Source organism: Zongyangia acetica, assembly GCF_038739695.1.
Lineage (GTDB): Bacteria > Bacillota > Clostridia > Oscillospirales > Ruminococcaceae > Zongyangia > Zongyangia gallinarum.
Window position 1 is genome coordinate 76,592 of sequence record NZ_JBBEWN010000008.1, and the last position, 15,023, is coordinate 91,614.

A 15,023-nucleotide genomic window follows, 5' to 3' on the forward strand; every position below is an offset into this window, starting at 1 on the left:
GTGATTGACTTGAAATGTCCCTTCTGCGGTTTTCCTGAGAGTAAAGTGGTCGATTCTCGGCCCTCCGAAGAAGGAACCAAAATCAGGCGGAGACGTGAATGCTTGAGTTGCTCCAAACGTTTTACTACCTATGAAACAATGGAAACACTTCCTTTTATGGTGATTAAGAAGGATAAATCCAGAGAAGTTTTTGACAAAACCAAGTTGCTCAATGGGCTGCTGAGGGCGTGTGAAAAACGTCCTGTGTCGATTGAGACCCTAGAACAGGTTGTCAATGATATCGAATCTTCCTTGCTCAATTCCTTGGAGAGGGAGGTTTCAACAGTAAAAATTGGGGAGCTTGTTTTAGAGCATTTGAGAAAAATTGATGAAGTCGCCTATGTGCGTTTTGCATCTGTTTACAGACAGTTTGCTGATGTTGAATCCTTTATGGAAGAACTGAAACGATTGCGTGAACGAAAATAACCGCCCCTTGGGGCGGTTATTTCTTTATTTTACTATAGGATATTTTTCCAATGAGGTTGTTCTGAACTTCGCATATGCTCAATGAGGACCACTGCTTGCTTTACCTCAGCTAGATATTCCGCAGTTTCTCCGTTTTCAATGAGAGGTGAAAGCCGGGAAGTGACGATGGTGACCTCATTAAGCTCATTATGGTGGATGAAGGTGACCAGGTACTTTTCGCTCTCCTGCCACTTTTCGAAGACCTCTTGAGATTTTTTCGATGCAGCTTCCTTGTTTCCTTCAACTCCATAGAGATAGCATTCCTGTAACATCACGCTAATTTCATCATGAATACTGTCTAGGTACCATAAACTGGCTCCGGAGAGCACAGCCAAGATAGTAATAATTCCTAGGGAAAGCAATATTCGCTTCATCTTATCCCTCCTTCTTAATCAGGTGGTAGGCGCCACTGCGGTCTGCTGTAATAAGAAAAGTATCTTTTAGGGTAACATTGGCAGCGTCAAGAATGCCTTGCAGCCATTTTTCGTCCTTTTGCAGATATTCCAGTGACTGGTGGCTAAGAATTCCATCGCTGACTACGACAACAGGTGGGACGTTGTCATTGACGGAGGGCTGAGGGATCTGCATAACTTTAGGAGTAACGGTGCGCGCGTCAAAGTTCTGATAGACGCTGAGGCTACCAGTAGTTTCAATGATGGCAAAGGCTACGTCACTGATGTCAAAGATATCCTTGCTGCGCAATTGACCCATCAGATCATCGATAGAAAGCCGGAGATTTTTCATCTCTTGCTGATCGATGACGCCATCGCGGATAATAACACGAGGCGATCCAGAGACAATTTTTCGTGCCCTTTGGCTTTTGAGTGTGATAAAGGAGACCAATACTTCAAAACTAACTAGTAGGAGAATGGGGACCACACCGCCAATAAGGGGAATATTAATGTCTTCCAATGGAAGAGTCGCTACGTTGGAAATTAGAATAGTGACGACAAACTCGGAGGGTTGAAGCTCTGCCAACTGACGTTTTCCCATGACCCTGAGGCTAAAGACAATCAAAAGATAAAGTATGATGGTGCGTATAAAAATGATGGACATGCGACACCCACCCTCCTATGTTTTATCTCTGGTTATTATTTGACTAGGGATTCTTTTTATTCCTATGGATAGCAGGGAGGATACACAGCGAGCATCTTTTAGAATAGGTTTAATTTTAGTGAAAATGGTAATCCTACAAGAAGTGGATAGAAGTACCAATATAATGGCGTCAGATCTGGCGCTAAAGGGCAGGTGTCGTCAGATGTTTGATTTTATCAAACGGCAGTATTATTTTAGGAAAAACGAAAAAGAATTTCGAAGGGAACGCAAAAATAATGAAGGTTCTCAAGAGCCGAGGGAAAATGGTGCATTATCCCAACACCTGGTAACTTCTCTGGATGATAATATGGTGAAGATCAGACAGTTGTACTCTAATTCTTCTGACTTTGTCGCCAATGAGATGACGGTATCTGGAATTCGGATCCAGATCCTCATCTGTGAAGGGATGGTTAATACCCAGACTATGGCAGAAATGCTGATTGAGCCCCTTTATCAATTGAACCTCTTTGAAGACTCCACACCCCAGGGACTGCAAAACTGGTTGCGCAACGACTGCATCCTCGCTAACGACCAGCAGGAATTTCGCACCTATGGAGAACTATTTCGCTTTATGATGTCAGGTTTTGCCATTGTACTAGTGGATGGCATTGATGTGGGGCTGGCGCTGGGCTTACAGGGATTTCAGTTTCGATCAGTTTCTGAACCGTCAGCAGAAGTTAATGTTCGCGGCTCCCGAGAGGGATTCATCGAAATTCTGCGTATTAATCTGACCATGGTCCGGCGACGTATCAAATCGCCTAATCTGAAATTCGAGATGATCACAGTAGGAAGCAAAAGCCAAACGGACATCTGTCTTGTATACCTGACAGATAAGGTTTCCGATGAAATTTTACATTCGGTCAAAAGACGTTTAGGATCCATTCGATTGGACGTCATTTTGGAGTCAGGATATTTGCAGCCATTTTTAGATGACCGACCGTTATCTATTTTTTCCCAGGTAGGACATACAGAGCGGCCTGACACCCTTTGCGCCAAAATCAATGAGGGAAGAATTGGAATTTTAGTGGACGGAACCCCATTTGCTCTTGTGGTCCCCTATTTTTTCGCCGAGAACTTTCAAAGCTTTGATGATTACTGCCACCGTGCTTTCTATGCCACATTTATTCGTTGGCTCAAATATATTTCCTTTTTCTCTACAATCCTGCTACCGGGGATTTATGTAGCGATTGCCACCTTCCATCCGGAGCTTTTTCCCTATGAGCTACTTTTTAACATAGCGTCTTCAGAAGAAGCAACCCCTTTTCCCTTGGTGGTTGAAGCCATTATTATCTTTATTATTTATGAGATCATGCGAGAGGCGGGACTGCGGCTTCCCAGGCCTATCGGTCATGCAGTTAGTATAGTGGGAGCGTTGGTTATTGGTGATGCGGCTGTAACGGCGGGAATCATAGGTGCTCCCATGGTCATGGTAGTGGCCCTGACCGCCATTAGCTCATTTGTTGTTCCCTCTCTATATGAACCGGTTACCATCCTACGCTTTTCTTTTATCATTATTGGCGGAGCGTTGGGACTATATGGGATTACTTTAGCAGGAGCCTTGGTGCTTTCTAATATTTGCGCCATCAATGCTTATGGTATCCCGTTTACAGCACCGATTACACCCTTTAACCTTTTTGATATGCGGGATGTAGTAGTCCGCAAAAGCTGGCAAAGTTTACAAAAAGAGCAGGTCAATATCCAGTCTTATCCCGGATCGGAAATAAAGTAAGCAGGGGGCTTGGAGATGTCCAAACGTAGGGTCAAAATGTATCAAGTGGTTTTACTGCTTTTTCTTAGCAGAGCCTTCACCATCATCTCTTATAATTCAAAGCAGGGCAGTTCTTTTGGAGCAACAACTGCTCTGATAGGAGTGTTGTTGGGCTTTGCCTTGATGCTTCTGATCTTCCTTCCGGGATACTATTTTATTCGGAGGAATAGCCTACAGGGGGAAATGTCTGACCTCTCAATGTGCGCGGCTAAAGCGGTGGGAAAGGGGGCTGCTGTGGTAGATGTTTTTTATTTTCTTTTTTTTGCGGCCGTTGCAGGATATACAGTAGCCAATTTTGAGCTGTTCATTACAACTGTCATCTATCCCCAGGCATCTCATTTTTTGGTTGTGTTCCTCCTTATTCTAGCGGCTTGCTATGGCGTCTTTATGGGCATTGAATCCCTTTCTAGGACCGCTATTATTGTTTTTGCTGTCTTTCTCATTTCTATGGGATTTATTATTTTTTCTTTGCTGCCACAAATGGATTGGGTAAATCTCAAGATGCCTTTCTGGTCTGGACTGCAGGAGGGGACAACAGCACTATTCGGTGGAATGATGGACAGCGTGGGACAAAGTATGGAACTGGCGGCACTGTTTTTCCTGATGCCCCATATTATTGGAAAGATCGGAAAAGGCATGGTGGCGTGGGACGCTATGTTTACAGCCCAGCTTATTTTGGTCTCAGTGTTTATAGTAGGTGTTTTGGGACAGTTGGGGATTACCCAGCCTTTTCCCTTCTATACTTTGGCGTCGGTAGCAGAGATATCCATATTCCAGCGCCTTGATGCTTTGCATGTATCAATCTGGGTACTAATGGGATATATAAAAACGGCGTTGTTTATTTTCGTGTCCGCCAAATCCCTTTCCCATTTGTTGCCTGAAAGAGGACGTAAGTTTACCCCTTTTATCGCCACGGGAGCATCATTAGTGGTGGCCCTTCTTTTGTCTGACAATATCCAGAATTTAAACCTGGCAAGTGCAGTAATTGGTACAGGTATTCCAGTAGCAGTGGCAGTACTCGTCATTCCGGGAGGATTATTCCTAATTGATCTCATACGCAATAGAAAAGCTAAAAAGGGGGAGGCACGCCGATGAAAAAAATAAAAATCATAGGATGTCTCATTGCAGCGGCGTTACTTTTAGGCGGCTGCATCCCGTCTAAAGAACTAAATCAAAAATTGATTGTCCAAGCCATTGGAATCGATTTGCAGGACAATGAATATATAGTGACATTGCAGGTCTATTTTCCTCAGGGTGGGGGAGGACAGAGCTTTGTCGATATGTCCAAGCCCAACAATCAGATTGTGCAGGGACGGGGAGAAACAATCTCCCAAGCAGTGCAGGATGCAGAGATGTCACAGGGAAAAGAGACCTTTTTTGGACATAATGAGCTGATCATTGTGGGGAAGTCCTTAGCAGAAGGTGGGCTTTTCCCCATTTCTAGCTTTCTCAATTCTTTTAATGAACTCCGCCCCAATATTCATATGCTGGTGGCAGAGGATACAGCTGAGGAAATCGTACGGGCACAGATTGAGGGAAGCATTTTGCCAGCCCATGTGCTGGGAAAGGCAGTATCTTCAGGGGAGGATACTGGATTTGTAACACAATGCACGCTGATTGATGTGATGAAGTCCCTTAAGGGAGATGGGAGCCAAATTTATGCACCGATTGTTGGAATCAAGAAGGATGAAGATGACAAAATCCAGGCAACCTTTGAAGAAACAGCAGTGTTTCAGGAGGGCAGATTCATCGGTGGTCTTGACCAAAACCATACCCGGGGACTGCTGTGGATCAATGATCAAATTGTAAGGGCAAATATATTGGTCGAGGATGAGAGCTATGGAAAGCTGTCGGTACAGATTACCCGAGGAACTACCCGGAGAAAAACTAAACTGGAAGATGGACAAATCATCATGGAAATTTGTGTTGCCACTAAAGGAATCATCAATGAACGGGTCAGTGGGGATATATCACCGGTGCAGAATGAAGATATAGATAGGATCGAAAAGCAGCTGGCAAACACGATTCAACAAGAAATGGAAGAGACATTGGAGATCGGGCTTTCGCAGTATCAAAGTGATATTTTCAACTTTGCTGCTGATATCAGTAAATATCAGCCTCAGTTTTATATTACGCATCAAGAAAATTGGTCAAAGACATTGCCAGAAATCAACTGTAGAATATCGGTAGACTGTAACATTAACCGGTTAGAGATTGAGACAAAATAGGAGGCAGGCTGTCCCTAATCATAAGGGGAACAGCCTGCCTCCTATTTCATTCAGATACTACTATTGCAGATATTTCCTTTTTTCATGAAATGTGATATACTTAGGTTTACCTAGGAATACCAAAGTTTTGCAAAAAACTAATATTTTGTATATCTAAATATACTGCAGATCATATAGCATGGTGCTGAACTTATTGATTTTATCATCAGTGGACATTCGCGCTACCGATGCTAGATGGACGTTGAGAAGTTATTTTACGGTTGTGTCATATTTCCCTCCCAACTGAGAAATAATTGGAAAAGAGAGGAATTTCGATGATAAAAAAGATTCTATATATCCTCATGATTGTAAAGACAGCTGCAAAGGCATTGGCGATGGCTGTAGTGCTTACTTTCGGAGCCAGGCATCTTCCAATGATGGTGCTATTTGCTTCCGGTATCATTATTGCAGCTGGTATCTTCATGATTGTAAAACGGATCCGAAATATATTGCGCAATGGGGATCTGGCGGTCTACTATGGACTGGATGCTTTGCAGATCATATTTAACTTAATAGTGGTCTCTATCTTTTCCGCAATGCATATAGGATTTTGGGAATATGTACTTATCGGCACCATTTTGGATATTCTCATTGATGCGGTTATGATCATTTTGGCTTTACGACGTGGTCGGTATGTCGATATCCGAAATGTGATGGATGCAAGAGAAGATGGTAAAGATAAATAAAATCGGTATTTTAACAAATACAAAAAGTTCTCTGGCAGTTAAAATTTACTGCCAGAGAACTTTTTACATAAACGGGCTGGAAGCGGGATATCATAGCATCCCGCTTCCAGTTTAGATATAATTGCTTATTTAGATAGAATATAGTCTGCCACGCACAGCCCGTTAGCAGCTGCTTGAGAAAGGGAACGGGTAAAACCGGCGCCATCGCCAATGGCATAAATTCCTGGACATCCCTTGATTTCAAAATTGGTGGCATCTGGCCGGGCAGAATAATATTTGCATTCGATACCATAGAGCAGGGTGTCGTAATTGGCAGTACCAGGAGACACATGGTCCAGCGCATGAAGTGTTTCGATGATATTGTCCAGCTGCCGTTTGGGAAGGCAAAGGCTCAAATCTCCCGGAACAGCATTGAGAGTGGGACGAGTTGTAGATTTACGTAGCCTACTTTCATCGGTACGCCTTCCATTTTCCAGGTCACCAAGCCTTTGAACCAATACACTGCCCCCACTAATGAGATTGGCAAGACTGGCTACATGGCGGGCATATTCGATGGGTTCTTTAAAAGGTTCTGTAAACTTAATGGTAGAGAGTAACGCAAAGTTGGAATTTTCTGTTTTCCGTGCTTGATCCCGATAGGAGTGCCCATTGACAGTGAGGACACCGCTGGTATTCTCGGTGACCACATTGCCGCGTTCATTAAAACAGAACATACGGGTAATGTCACCATATACTTTGGAACGGTACCAAATTTTGGGCTCGTATATTTTTTTTGAAAAATCCTCCCAGATCAGGTAGGGCAGTTCTACCCGCACGCCGATATCCACCTGATTGTTCTGCAGAGGAATACCATTTTTCTTGCACCACGCGGCAAAAAAACGGCTACCAGCTCGGCCCACAGCGAAAACGATTTGCGCTGCGGCAATTGTACGTTTATCCTCACGTCCTTGTAAGGTGAGTAGATGTTTTTCCTTGTCAACATCTACCACTTCTGTATCGGTGATAATATCGCATTTGCCGTCAAGAGAGCCAATCAGCTTTTTCATGGTGTCAAAATTAGCGTCTGTTCCCAAATGCTTTAACTGGGCTTGGCTCATATGCAGGTCGAATTGAAGACAGAGCTTTTTGAGCTCATCATTGGGCAGAAAGCGTTCGGTAGTAGCGCCAAAAGAGACAAGGATGGCATCAGCCTTTTCAATATATCCAAGAACAGTTTCGGGAGGGAGAAACTCGGTAAGCCATCCGCCATATTCGGTGGAAATCACATATTTTCCATCAGAAAAGGCACCGGCGCCCGCCATGCCCTCCATGATGGCGCAGGAAGAGCAATTGATGCATTTTTCCACCTTTTTGGTTACAATGGGACAGGTGCGCTTCTCTATGCTATGCCCCTTTTCAATAATGCATATTCGAAGGGAAGGATTGTTTTCCACCAACTCATAAGCGACCATAATCCCCCCGATTCCACCGCCAATAATGGCGACATCATAATCCTTGTCCGTGTGGATGAGAGGGCTGACAAAGCTATTGGATTCGGTATACATGACACATCCTCCTTGTGATCTCATTGTTTTATCCGCAAACTGTCACATTATATAAGGTTTGTGTCAAATTGTCAATAGTTATTGTTGCGGTTTTTGATCGTATAATTTATGGTAAACAGTGAGAACATAATTTGCCAAATCTTCAGCACCGCTGCTCTTCACAGAGGCAATGACGGATTTCTTTAGGATATCCAACTCTTCCGGTGTCTTAGACTTGATCTGACGAAGAAAATCCCCCATTTCTTGGGCATCATTAAATACATATCCATTGATACCGTTGCGAACTTGATCCGCATTAAGCGGGTCGTTGCGTTGCAGGACGGGGAGACCGGTTGCCATCCCTTCCAGCATGGAAATGGAATTGGTATCGGATAGAGAAGCGGTCACATAAACATCGCAAGAAGCAAGATAGGGAGGGAGCTCTTCGTGAAGCACTTTACCAGTAAATGTGACCATATCTGAGATACCAAGCTTTTGGGACTGTTCTTCCAACTCCTCCCGGCAAGGCCCATCACCGATGATAATCAGATGCATTCTATCCTCAGGATGTACAGATTGGGCCCAATAATCCAAAAGTACGTCGCAGCTTTTCTCACGTCCCAAACGGCCAACAAAACAGGCGATCATCACGTCATCATCAATATTATATTTCCGACGGAAGGCTTGCTTGCTTTCCTCGTCAATTTTATCCGGGCTAAAAAGATCCAGCTCCACAGGATTTGGAATGACATTAACGTCTTTGGTGACGCCGACTTCCCGGAAGTATTCCTCACATTTCTTAGAAGGACCGGTGAGGGCAGACGCGCGATCCGCCAAAAAACGGGTATAGCGATGAGAAAGCTTTTTGACAGTTTTAATGAGAGGCTTCGGAGCCACATAATAGATATATTCGTCGTACATAGTGTGCAGAGTATAGACCAAAGGCTTATGAAGCTTTCGGGCAATCATGGCCCCAGAGAGACCAATACCAAATTCTTGATGGATGTGTATGATATCTGGGTCAAAGTTTTGGACGTATTTCAGCCGTGTGGCGCTCAACGGCGTAGCAATACCAAATCCATATAACCGCTTTGAGCGATGAGCAGGGCAACGTAATACGCCATCTTTGAGTTCGTGGTGCCGGACATTGGGGTCAGCTGTGACGACAAGGACCTCATGTCCCAGGCGCTCCAACCCATCCTTCAGAGACTTTACATGGGTAACGACGCCGTTAATAAACGGCAGATAAGTTTCAGCAAACAAAGCAACTCTCATAAAAATACTCCATTCCGCCATAGTGATTGTGACAACGGGGAATCATGGCATTCATTTTCCAGAGATTTTAGTTTTTATAATATTATATCACACAAAATTGGCCGGGAAAACCCGAACCAGCCCAAATCGGCAAAATGTAAGAATGTGTTAAGAAGCTGATGGGCAAAAAAACAATTGAAAGGCTTTTTCTTCTAGGTTATAATAAAGCTAGATTCGTATGCCCGTGGTTTTATAGCTCTCGGCAAAAGGGTACGCGCGGGAAGTGGAAAACAAATAGATGTTGCAGGAGGAGAACTATGAGCGCTGTTTTTACGGTTAGTCTCGCAAAGATTATCAAAGAATTTAACTTAGAGCAGGTATATATGCCCTGCGAAGCTTCTAAAGTTTTAATTGCAAGCGCCGATGTCAACCGCCCTGGACTGCATTTTGCTGGTTTTTTTGATTATTTTGATCCAAAACGCATCCAGATCATCGGACGTGCGGAATACAGCTTTTTGAAAACACTAGGCTCTGAAGAAAAAATCGAACAGTCGTTGGATGCTTTTTTCTCTCACCATCCGCCAGCAGTCATTGTTACCCGGGGCCTGGATATTTTTCCGCAGATGATAGCAGCAGCCCAAAAGTATGAGGTCCCATTACTGGAAACCACCGATTCTACATCGACCTTCCAATCAAGTTTGGTATCTACTCTTAATGTAGAGCTGGCCCCCCGTATTACCCGTCACGGTGTGCTGGTGGAGGTGTACGGCGAAGGAATACTGCTCTTGGGAGAAAGCGGCGTTGGAAAAAGTGAAACAGCCATTGAGCTTGTCAAACGGGGTCACCGGCTCATTGCTGATGACGCGGTAGAAATCCGGAGAGTTTCCAACAAGACATTGGTGGGAACAGCACCGGAAAATATCCGGCACTTTGTAGAACTGCGGGGTATTGGCATTATCAATGCACGCCGTATTTTTGGTATGGGTTCCATTAAGGTCACTGAAAAAATTGACATGGTGATTCAATTGGAGTTGTGGGATCAAAATAAGGTTTATGATAGAATGGGCATGGACAATGAGTACACCTCCATTTTAGGCATTAAGGTTCCGTCACTGACCATTCCCGTGAAACCGGGACGAAATCTGGCCATCATTATTGAGGTAGCGGCCATGAACAATCGCCAGAAAAAGATGGGATACAATGCAGCTTCAGAACTGCTTCAGAAGCTGGGTATGGCAGAGCCGGAAGAAGACAGCTCCGTCGATTGGAACGCTTATTAATTCTAGAATGAAAAACATATTTAGAGGAGTTGTCATCAGTTTTGATTCAGATTTATGCAGATACACATACACACACAGTCGCTTCTACCCATGCGTTTTCCACGATTATGGAAAATATCAGGGTGGCAAAGGAGAAGGGAATCAGGGCGATTGCGTCCACCGACCATGCTCCCGCTATTCCGGACGGAGCCCATTTATGGCATTTTAATAACATCTGGTCGGTACCCGATTATGTAGATGGTGTTTTGGTGCTCAAAGGCGTAGAGACCAATATACTTGATTTTGATGGGAATTTAGATATTTCTCAGAAGATGCTGGAAGGGCTTGACTGGGTGGTAGCATCCTGCCACAGTCCTGTTATTCCGCCAAAGGACGAGCAGGCACAGACCCATCTGTGGTTGGAAATCGCAAAAAATCCGGATGTGGACGTCATAGGACACAGTGGTAATCCAAAATTCCGCTATGACTATGAAAGATGCATCAAAGCATTTAAGGAATACGGAAAGATTGTGGAGATCAATGCTCATTCCTTTCAGCCGGGGACTCGCCCGGGGTCACCGAAAAATTGTGCGGAGATTGCGAAGCTGTGCGCAAAATATCAGGTCCCGGTGATTGTTAATTCCGATGCCCATTTCTGCTATGAAATTGGCGCTGTCGAGAGAGCGACGGCGATGCTCGAGGAAATTGATTTCCCGCGGGAACTGATCCTCAATGCGGATTATGACCGTTTCTTTGAAACGGTACAGAAAAAGGTAAAAAGAGATCTGTCACCAGCGAAGTAAAAAGAACATCCTAATAGCTTCAGATCAGGTAGAAAGGAGTTTTCTTATGAAGTATTATGTGGGCATTGATCTTGGCGGAACCAATATTGCTGTTGGCGTTGTAAATGAGGATTACCAAATTGTTGGTAGGGCAAAACTAAAAACAAATGTCCCCCGTCCGGCGGAAGAAGTGTTTGACGACATGGTTAAAGCTACCCGCATGGCAGTAGAGGATGCCGGTCTTACTCTGGAGGACATTGAATGGGTGGGTGTTGACACCCCGGGAACAGTTGATGTTGAGACTGGCTATCTTATTTATGCCAATAACCTTTTCTTCCACAATGTACCTATGGGCCCCTATCTTAGTGAGAAGCTGGGAAAGCCTGTTTACATTGAAAACGACGCCAATGCGGCTGCCTATGGCGAGGCCTTGGCAGGAGGAGCAAAGGGGAAAGAGGATGTTATCGTTATCACCTTGGGAACCGGCGTAGGCGGAGGCGTTATCATCAACGGCAAGATTTATGCTGGCTTCAACCATGGAGGTGCCGAATTAGGGCACATGGCAATCGTCAAAGACGGTAGGCAGTGCACTTGTGGAAGAAAAGGCTGCTTTGAGACCTATTGCTCCGCCACAGGGCTGATTACCACAACTAAGGAATATATGGAAAAATATAAAGATTCGGTGATGTGGGAGCTTTGCGGAGGAAATCTGGATAAAGTCAGCGGACGTACTGCTTTTGACGCCATGAGAAAAGGTGATCGAGCAGGAAAAGAATGCGTAGATGAATATATTGCCTATATGGCATATGGATTGGCCAGCGTTGTAAATATTTTCCAGCCTGAGGTTATTTGTATTGGTGGTGGCATCTCCAAAGAAGGGGAGACATTGCTGGCCCCTCTGAGAGAGCTTGTGAAGGCGGAGGATTATTGCAGAACATCCAAGAAAAGGGTGAAAATTGTCACTGCTACCCTGGGCAATGATGCTGGAATTATCGGTGCTGCATTTTTAGGTCGCCTCCAGTAATATACATAAGTGGCGGCAAGTTTCCGCCACAAATCAATTCATGGAGGTTTTCATGGTCGATACATTTTTCCTTCGTGCCCTGTCGGGAATGAACTGCGATGCCATTCCGGCGGCCCCTTTATCTCGCTTTACTACCTTCCACATTGGAGGCCCTGCAGATGTACTGATAAAACCTCATAACACCGCTGCTTTAGCCCAGATATTGCGGTTATGCAGGGAGACACAAACTCCGAGGGTGATCATTGGCAAGGGATCAAATCTGCTTGTAAGCGATCGAGGATTTGCTGGTGCCGTGATCTGTCTTGACAATCAATATGGTGAGATCAGATTGCTGGAAAACGGCCTTGTGGAGTGCGATGCAGGGGTAACGCTGATGAGGCTGTGCCACTTTGCCCTTGAACATAGCCTTTCTGGCCTGGAATTTGCCTATGGGATTCCAGGTAGTGTGGGAGGCGCGGTATATATGAATGCAGGCGCTTATGGTGGAGAGATCAAAGACATTATTGTCAGTGCCTGTCATTTGGATCAGGTGGGAGAGAAGCATACACTTTTAAAAGACCAACTGGCCCTATCTTACCGACACAGCATCTATGCAGAAGGGGAAGACTGTATTATTTCCGCTTGTTTTGCATTGACTCCTAGCAATCAGGAGGAAATTCGCAGCCGTATGGACGACTATATGCGGCGTCGCAAGGAAAAACAGCCGCTAGAGTATCCAAGTGCAGGCAGTACTTTTAAGCGTCCGGCTGGGAATTATGCTTCGGCGCTCATCGACCAATGCGGCTTGAAGGGATACCGAATTGGCGGCGCTATGGTTAGTGAAAAACACGCTGGTTTTGTGATCAACTATGATAACGCCACCTGTGATGACGTCGTGCAACTCATTGCATATATACAAAAAGTGGTCAAGGAACAGACAGGATACGAGCTTTCTTGCGAAGTAAAAATGTTGTAAAGGAGTGAGCATCGTGGATTTTGTCATCGTAACCGGACTTTCAGGTGCCGGGAAATCCAGAGCCATCAATGCACTGGAGGATATAGGCTTCTACTGCGTTGACAACATTCCGCCCAAGCTCATCATCAAGATAGCAGAATTCTGCATCCAATCAAAGGGGCAGATTGATAAGGTGGCTGTGGTGGTGGACGCCAGAGGAGGAGCTCTCTTTCACGACCTATTTGACAGCATGGATGAACTCAAAAAGAACGACATTGCCTTTGAAGTTCTCTTCTTAGACTGTAATGATGATGTCTTGATCCGTCGATTTAAAGAGACACGGAGAAAACACCCTCTTTTGGATACGGTAAAGGGTGAGATTGAACAGGCTATTTTGGTTGAAAGAGAACTTCTAAAACCAATCCGTGCTATGGCTACCTATACAATCGATACCTCCCATCTATCTGCGGCACAGCTAAAGGAACAAATTGTAAATATTTTCCTAGGAAATATTTCTGGGAGCATTCTCGTTAATTCCGTATCTTTTGGCTTTAAGTATGGATTGCCACTAGAGGCAGATTTGGTTTTTGATGTCAGATGTCTGCCTAATCCATTTTACATAGACAATCTGCGTCATAAGACGGGTCTGGATCAAGAGGTCAGAGATTACGTTATGGAATTTGAACAGAGCCAGTTGCTCAAAGATAAGTTGCTGGATCTCATCGATTTTCTGCTTCCCCAGTATATCCATGAAGGAAAAAGCCAGCTAGTGGTCGCCGTTGGATGTACCGGAGGGAAACACCGATCCGTCACCTTTGCTGAAATTATTGCTCAGCACCTGTCAGAAAATGGGGTACGGGTCAACATTAATCACCGAGATATTCAGAAATAAAACTAGGATTCACCTCCATATGGAGGTGAATCCTAGTTTAGGCAAAATTTATGGAAGGGGGGAAGGTTATGTCTTTCTCTTCTGATCTAAAATGTGAACTAACTGAAGAAGAGATACAGGCGCCAGAAGCCCGGCATGCCATGGCTTATGGAATGCTTCTTTTTGGAAAGTCTTTTTCAAATCAACAAATTGCCCTTTCTACAGAAAATGAACAGGTGGCAAAGCTGTATGCCCAGTGTATCGCTGACATTTCCGGCCTTCCTACACAGATGAGCGTATCCCCTCAAAAGCGTAAGGATGGTATTTTTACCGTAACGCTTCAAAACAAAAAGGACTGCGAAGAGCTGCGGGGACTTTTCTATCATCGGAGTGATGAGATCAGCCTCCGGATTAAAAAAGAGAATTTTTCCGGAGAGGGTGACATTGCTCATTTCCTGCGAGGGGCGTATCTTGCCTGCGGTAATCTAACGGATCCGCTCAAAAGCTACCACCTAGAATTTGTCACCCAGCACTTAAAACTGGCTGAGGATTTATATGAGCTCATTTCAGAGGTATTAGCTCCACCCAAGATGACGACACGTCGGGGTTCCAGAGTGATCTATTATAAAGAAAGCGAACATATTGAGGATATGCTCACCTATATGGGAGCTGTGCGATCCTCCCTGGAACTTATGAATGTAAAGATTTATAAAGATTTACGAAATAAAGCAAATCGTGTGACCAACTGCGAGACGGCTAATATTGAAAAGACCGTGAATGCTGCTGCCAAACAGGTGCAAGACATTGAGCTGATTGCTTCCCATCGCGGTTTGGAGGCATTGCCGGACAACCTGCGGGAGCTAGCGCAGCTGCGTCTGGATCATCCGGAAATGTCTCTTGCGGACTTGGGAAGGGAACTTTCGGAACCCTTATCTCGTTCCGGCGTGAACCACCGATTCCAGCGTATTGCGGCAGAAGCAGACATGATCCGGGACCAAATAAGCAAAGCGCAATAAGTTGGACAACTGGAAAAGATTAATGAACAATACCAGGAGG

The 15,023-nt window shown here is 44.7% G+C and carries 15 protein-coding genes; 11 read left to right on the forward strand and 4 right to left on the reverse strand.

Annotation, left to right across the window (positions count from 1 at the left end):
• Positions 1-9 precede the first annotated feature (9 nt).
• The gene (nrdR, locus tag WGC32_RS08745; protein WP_191483007.1) at positions 10-465 is read left to right on the forward strand and encodes a transcriptional regulator NrdR; all 456 of its coding nucleotides are present in this window, start codon (positions 10-12) and stop codon (positions 463-465) included.
• A gap of 32 nt (positions 466-497) precedes the next feature.
• On the opposite strand, the gene WGC32_RS08750 is transcribed toward nrdR, so the two are convergent.
• Together WGC32_RS08750 and WGC32_RS08755 are read right to left on the reverse strand one after the other, a co-directional pair.
• Positions 498-878: a DUF4363 family protein gene (locus WGC32_RS08750; RefSeq protein WP_342681409.1), complete on the reverse strand. Its 381-nt coding sequence runs from the start codon at positions 876-878 to the stop codon at positions 498-500.
• A 1-nt stretch (position 879) separates the two neighbouring features.
• Positions 880-1,560 carry a DUF421 domain-containing protein gene (locus WGC32_RS08755; RefSeq protein ID WP_342681410.1) on the reverse strand — a complete coding sequence of 227 codons (681 nt, stop codon included), beginning with the start codon at positions 1,558-1,560 and terminating at the stop codon, positions 880-882.
• Positions 1,561-1,723: 163 nt separating this feature from the next.
• Here WGC32_RS08755 and WGC32_RS08760 point away from each other — a divergent pair, with 163 nt between their 5' ends.
• From WGC32_RS08760 to WGC32_RS08775, 4 genes are all read left to right on the forward strand, one after another.
• The gene (locus tag WGC32_RS08760; RefSeq protein ID WP_342681411.1) at positions 1,724-3,328 is read left to right on the forward strand and encodes a spore germination protein; all 1,605 of its coding nucleotides are present in this window, start codon (positions 1,724-1,726) and stop codon (positions 3,326-3,328) included.
• A gap of 15 nt (positions 3,329-3,343) precedes the next feature.
• Entirely contained in the window at positions 3,344-4,462 is a 1,119-nt protein-coding gene (locus tag WGC32_RS08765) for a GerAB/ArcD/ProY family transporter (protein WP_342681412.1), read from the forward strand.
• The gene (locus WGC32_RS08770) at positions 4,459-5,595 is read left to right on the forward strand and encodes a Ger(x)C family spore germination protein (protein ID WP_342681413.1); all 1,137 of its coding nucleotides are present in this window, start codon (positions 4,459-4,461) and stop codon (positions 5,593-5,595) included. The genes WGC32_RS08765 and WGC32_RS08770 overlap by 4 nt, the downstream gene beginning before the upstream one ends.
• A 314-nt stretch (positions 5,596-5,909) precedes the next feature.
• Positions 5,910-6,320 carry a hypothetical protein gene (locus WGC32_RS08775; protein WP_342681414.1) on the forward strand — a complete coding sequence of 137 codons (411 nt, stop codon included), beginning with the start codon at positions 5,910-5,912 and terminating at the stop codon, positions 6,318-6,320.
• 125 nt (positions 6,321-6,445) lie between these two features.
• Here WGC32_RS08775 and WGC32_RS08780 read toward each other — a convergent pair whose 3' ends face one another.
• Together WGC32_RS08780 and WGC32_RS08785 are read right to left on the reverse strand one after the other, a co-directional pair.
• Positions 6,446-7,864: an NAD(P)/FAD-dependent oxidoreductase gene (locus WGC32_RS08780; RefSeq protein WP_342681415.1), complete on the reverse strand. Its 1,419-nt coding sequence runs from the start codon at positions 7,862-7,864 to the stop codon at positions 6,446-6,448.
• 78 nt (positions 7,865-7,942) lie between these two features.
• A complete protein-coding gene (locus WGC32_RS08785; RefSeq protein ID WP_342681416.1) occupies positions 7,943-9,118 on the reverse strand; it encodes a glycosyltransferase in 1,176 nt (391 codons plus the stop codon).
• Between the two features lie 296 nt (positions 9,119-9,414).
• Here WGC32_RS08785 and hprK point away from each other — a divergent pair, with 296 nt between their 5' ends.
• The 6 genes from hprK (at position 9,415) to whiA (ending at position 14,983) form a co-directional block, all read left to right on the forward strand.
• Positions 9,415-10,377 (forward strand): HPr(Ser) kinase/phosphatase, encoded by a 963-nt coding sequence (hprK, locus tag WGC32_RS08790; RefSeq protein ID WP_191483006.1) that lies wholly within the window; start codon positions 9,415-9,417, stop codon positions 10,375-10,377.
• Positions 10,378-10,418: 41 nt separating this feature from the next.
• The gene (locus WGC32_RS08795) at positions 10,419-11,159 is read left to right on the forward strand and encodes a phosphatase (RefSeq protein ID WP_224771888.1); all 741 of its coding nucleotides are present in this window, start codon (positions 10,419-10,421) and stop codon (positions 11,157-11,159) included.
• Positions 11,160-11,205: 46 nt separating this feature from the next.
• Positions 11,206-12,162, forward strand: coding sequence for an ROK family protein (locus tag WGC32_RS08800; protein WP_342681417.1), 957 nt, complete (start codon positions 11,206-11,208; stop codon positions 12,160-12,162).
• Positions 12,163-12,214: 52 nt separating this feature from the next.
• Positions 12,215-13,117 carry a UDP-N-acetylmuramate dehydrogenase gene (gene murB, locus WGC32_RS08805; protein ID WP_224771530.1) on the forward strand — a complete coding sequence of 301 codons (903 nt, stop codon included), beginning with the start codon at positions 12,215-12,217 and terminating at the stop codon, positions 13,115-13,117.
• A gap of 13 nt (positions 13,118-13,130) precedes the next feature.
• On the forward strand, positions 13,131-13,988 hold the full coding sequence (gene rapZ, locus WGC32_RS08810) for an RNase adapter RapZ (protein WP_191481486.1): 858 nt from the start codon (positions 13,131-13,133) through the stop codon (positions 13,986-13,988).
• Positions 13,989-14,056: 68 nt separating this feature from the next.
• Positions 14,057-14,983 carry a DNA-binding protein WhiA gene (gene whiA / locus WGC32_RS08815; RefSeq protein ID WP_342681418.1) on the forward strand — a complete coding sequence of 309 codons (927 nt, stop codon included), beginning with the start codon at positions 14,057-14,059 and terminating at the stop codon, positions 14,981-14,983.
• Positions 14,984-15,023: the final 40 nt, after the last annotated feature.

Bases quoted from the DNA above. Each gene is read 5' to 3' on its own strand.
- WGC32_RS08800 (WP_342681417.1), top strand. From the start codon at position 11,206: ATGAAGTATTATGTGGGCATTGATCTTGGCGGAACCAATATTGCTGTT.
- murB (WP_224771530.1), top strand. From the start codon at position 12,215: ATGGTCGATACATTTTTCCTTCGTGCCCTGTCGGGAATGAACTGCGAT.
- WGC32_RS08775 (WP_342681414.1), top strand. From the start codon at position 5,910: ATGATAAAAAAGATTCTATATATCCTCATGATTGTAAAGACAGCTGCA.
- WGC32_RS08780 (WP_342681415.1), bottom strand. From the start codon at position 7,864: ATGTATACCGAATCCAATAGCTTTGTCAGCCCTCTCATCCACACGGAC.
- WGC32_RS08765 (WP_342681412.1), top strand. From the start codon at position 3,344: ATGTCCAAACGTAGGGTCAAAATGTATCAAGTGGTTTTACTGCTTTTT.
- hprK (WP_191483006.1), top strand. From the start codon at position 9,415: ATGAGCGCTGTTTTTACGGTTAGTCTCGCAAAGATTATCAAAGAATTT.
- WGC32_RS08755 (WP_342681410.1), bottom strand. From the start codon at position 1,560: ATGTCCATCATTTTTATACGCACCATCATACTTTATCTTTTGATTGTC.
- WGC32_RS08750 (WP_342681409.1), bottom strand. From the start codon at position 878: ATGAAGCGAATATTGCTTTCCCTAGGAATTATTACTATCTTGGCTGTG.
- WGC32_RS08785 (WP_342681416.1), bottom strand. From the start codon at position 9,118: ATGAGAGTTGCTTTGTTTGCTGAAACTTATCTGCCGTTTATTAACGGC.
- whiA (WP_342681418.1), top strand. From the start codon at position 14,057: ATGTCTTTCTCTTCTGATCTAAAATGTGAACTAACTGAAGAAGAGATA.
- WGC32_RS08770 (WP_342681413.1), top strand. From the start codon at position 4,459: ATGAAAAAAATAAAAATCATAGGATGTCTCATTGCAGCGGCGTTACTT.
- WGC32_RS08760 (WP_342681411.1), top strand. From the start codon at position 1,724: ATGGCGTCAGATCTGGCGCTAAAGGGCAGGTGTCGTCAGATGTTTGAT.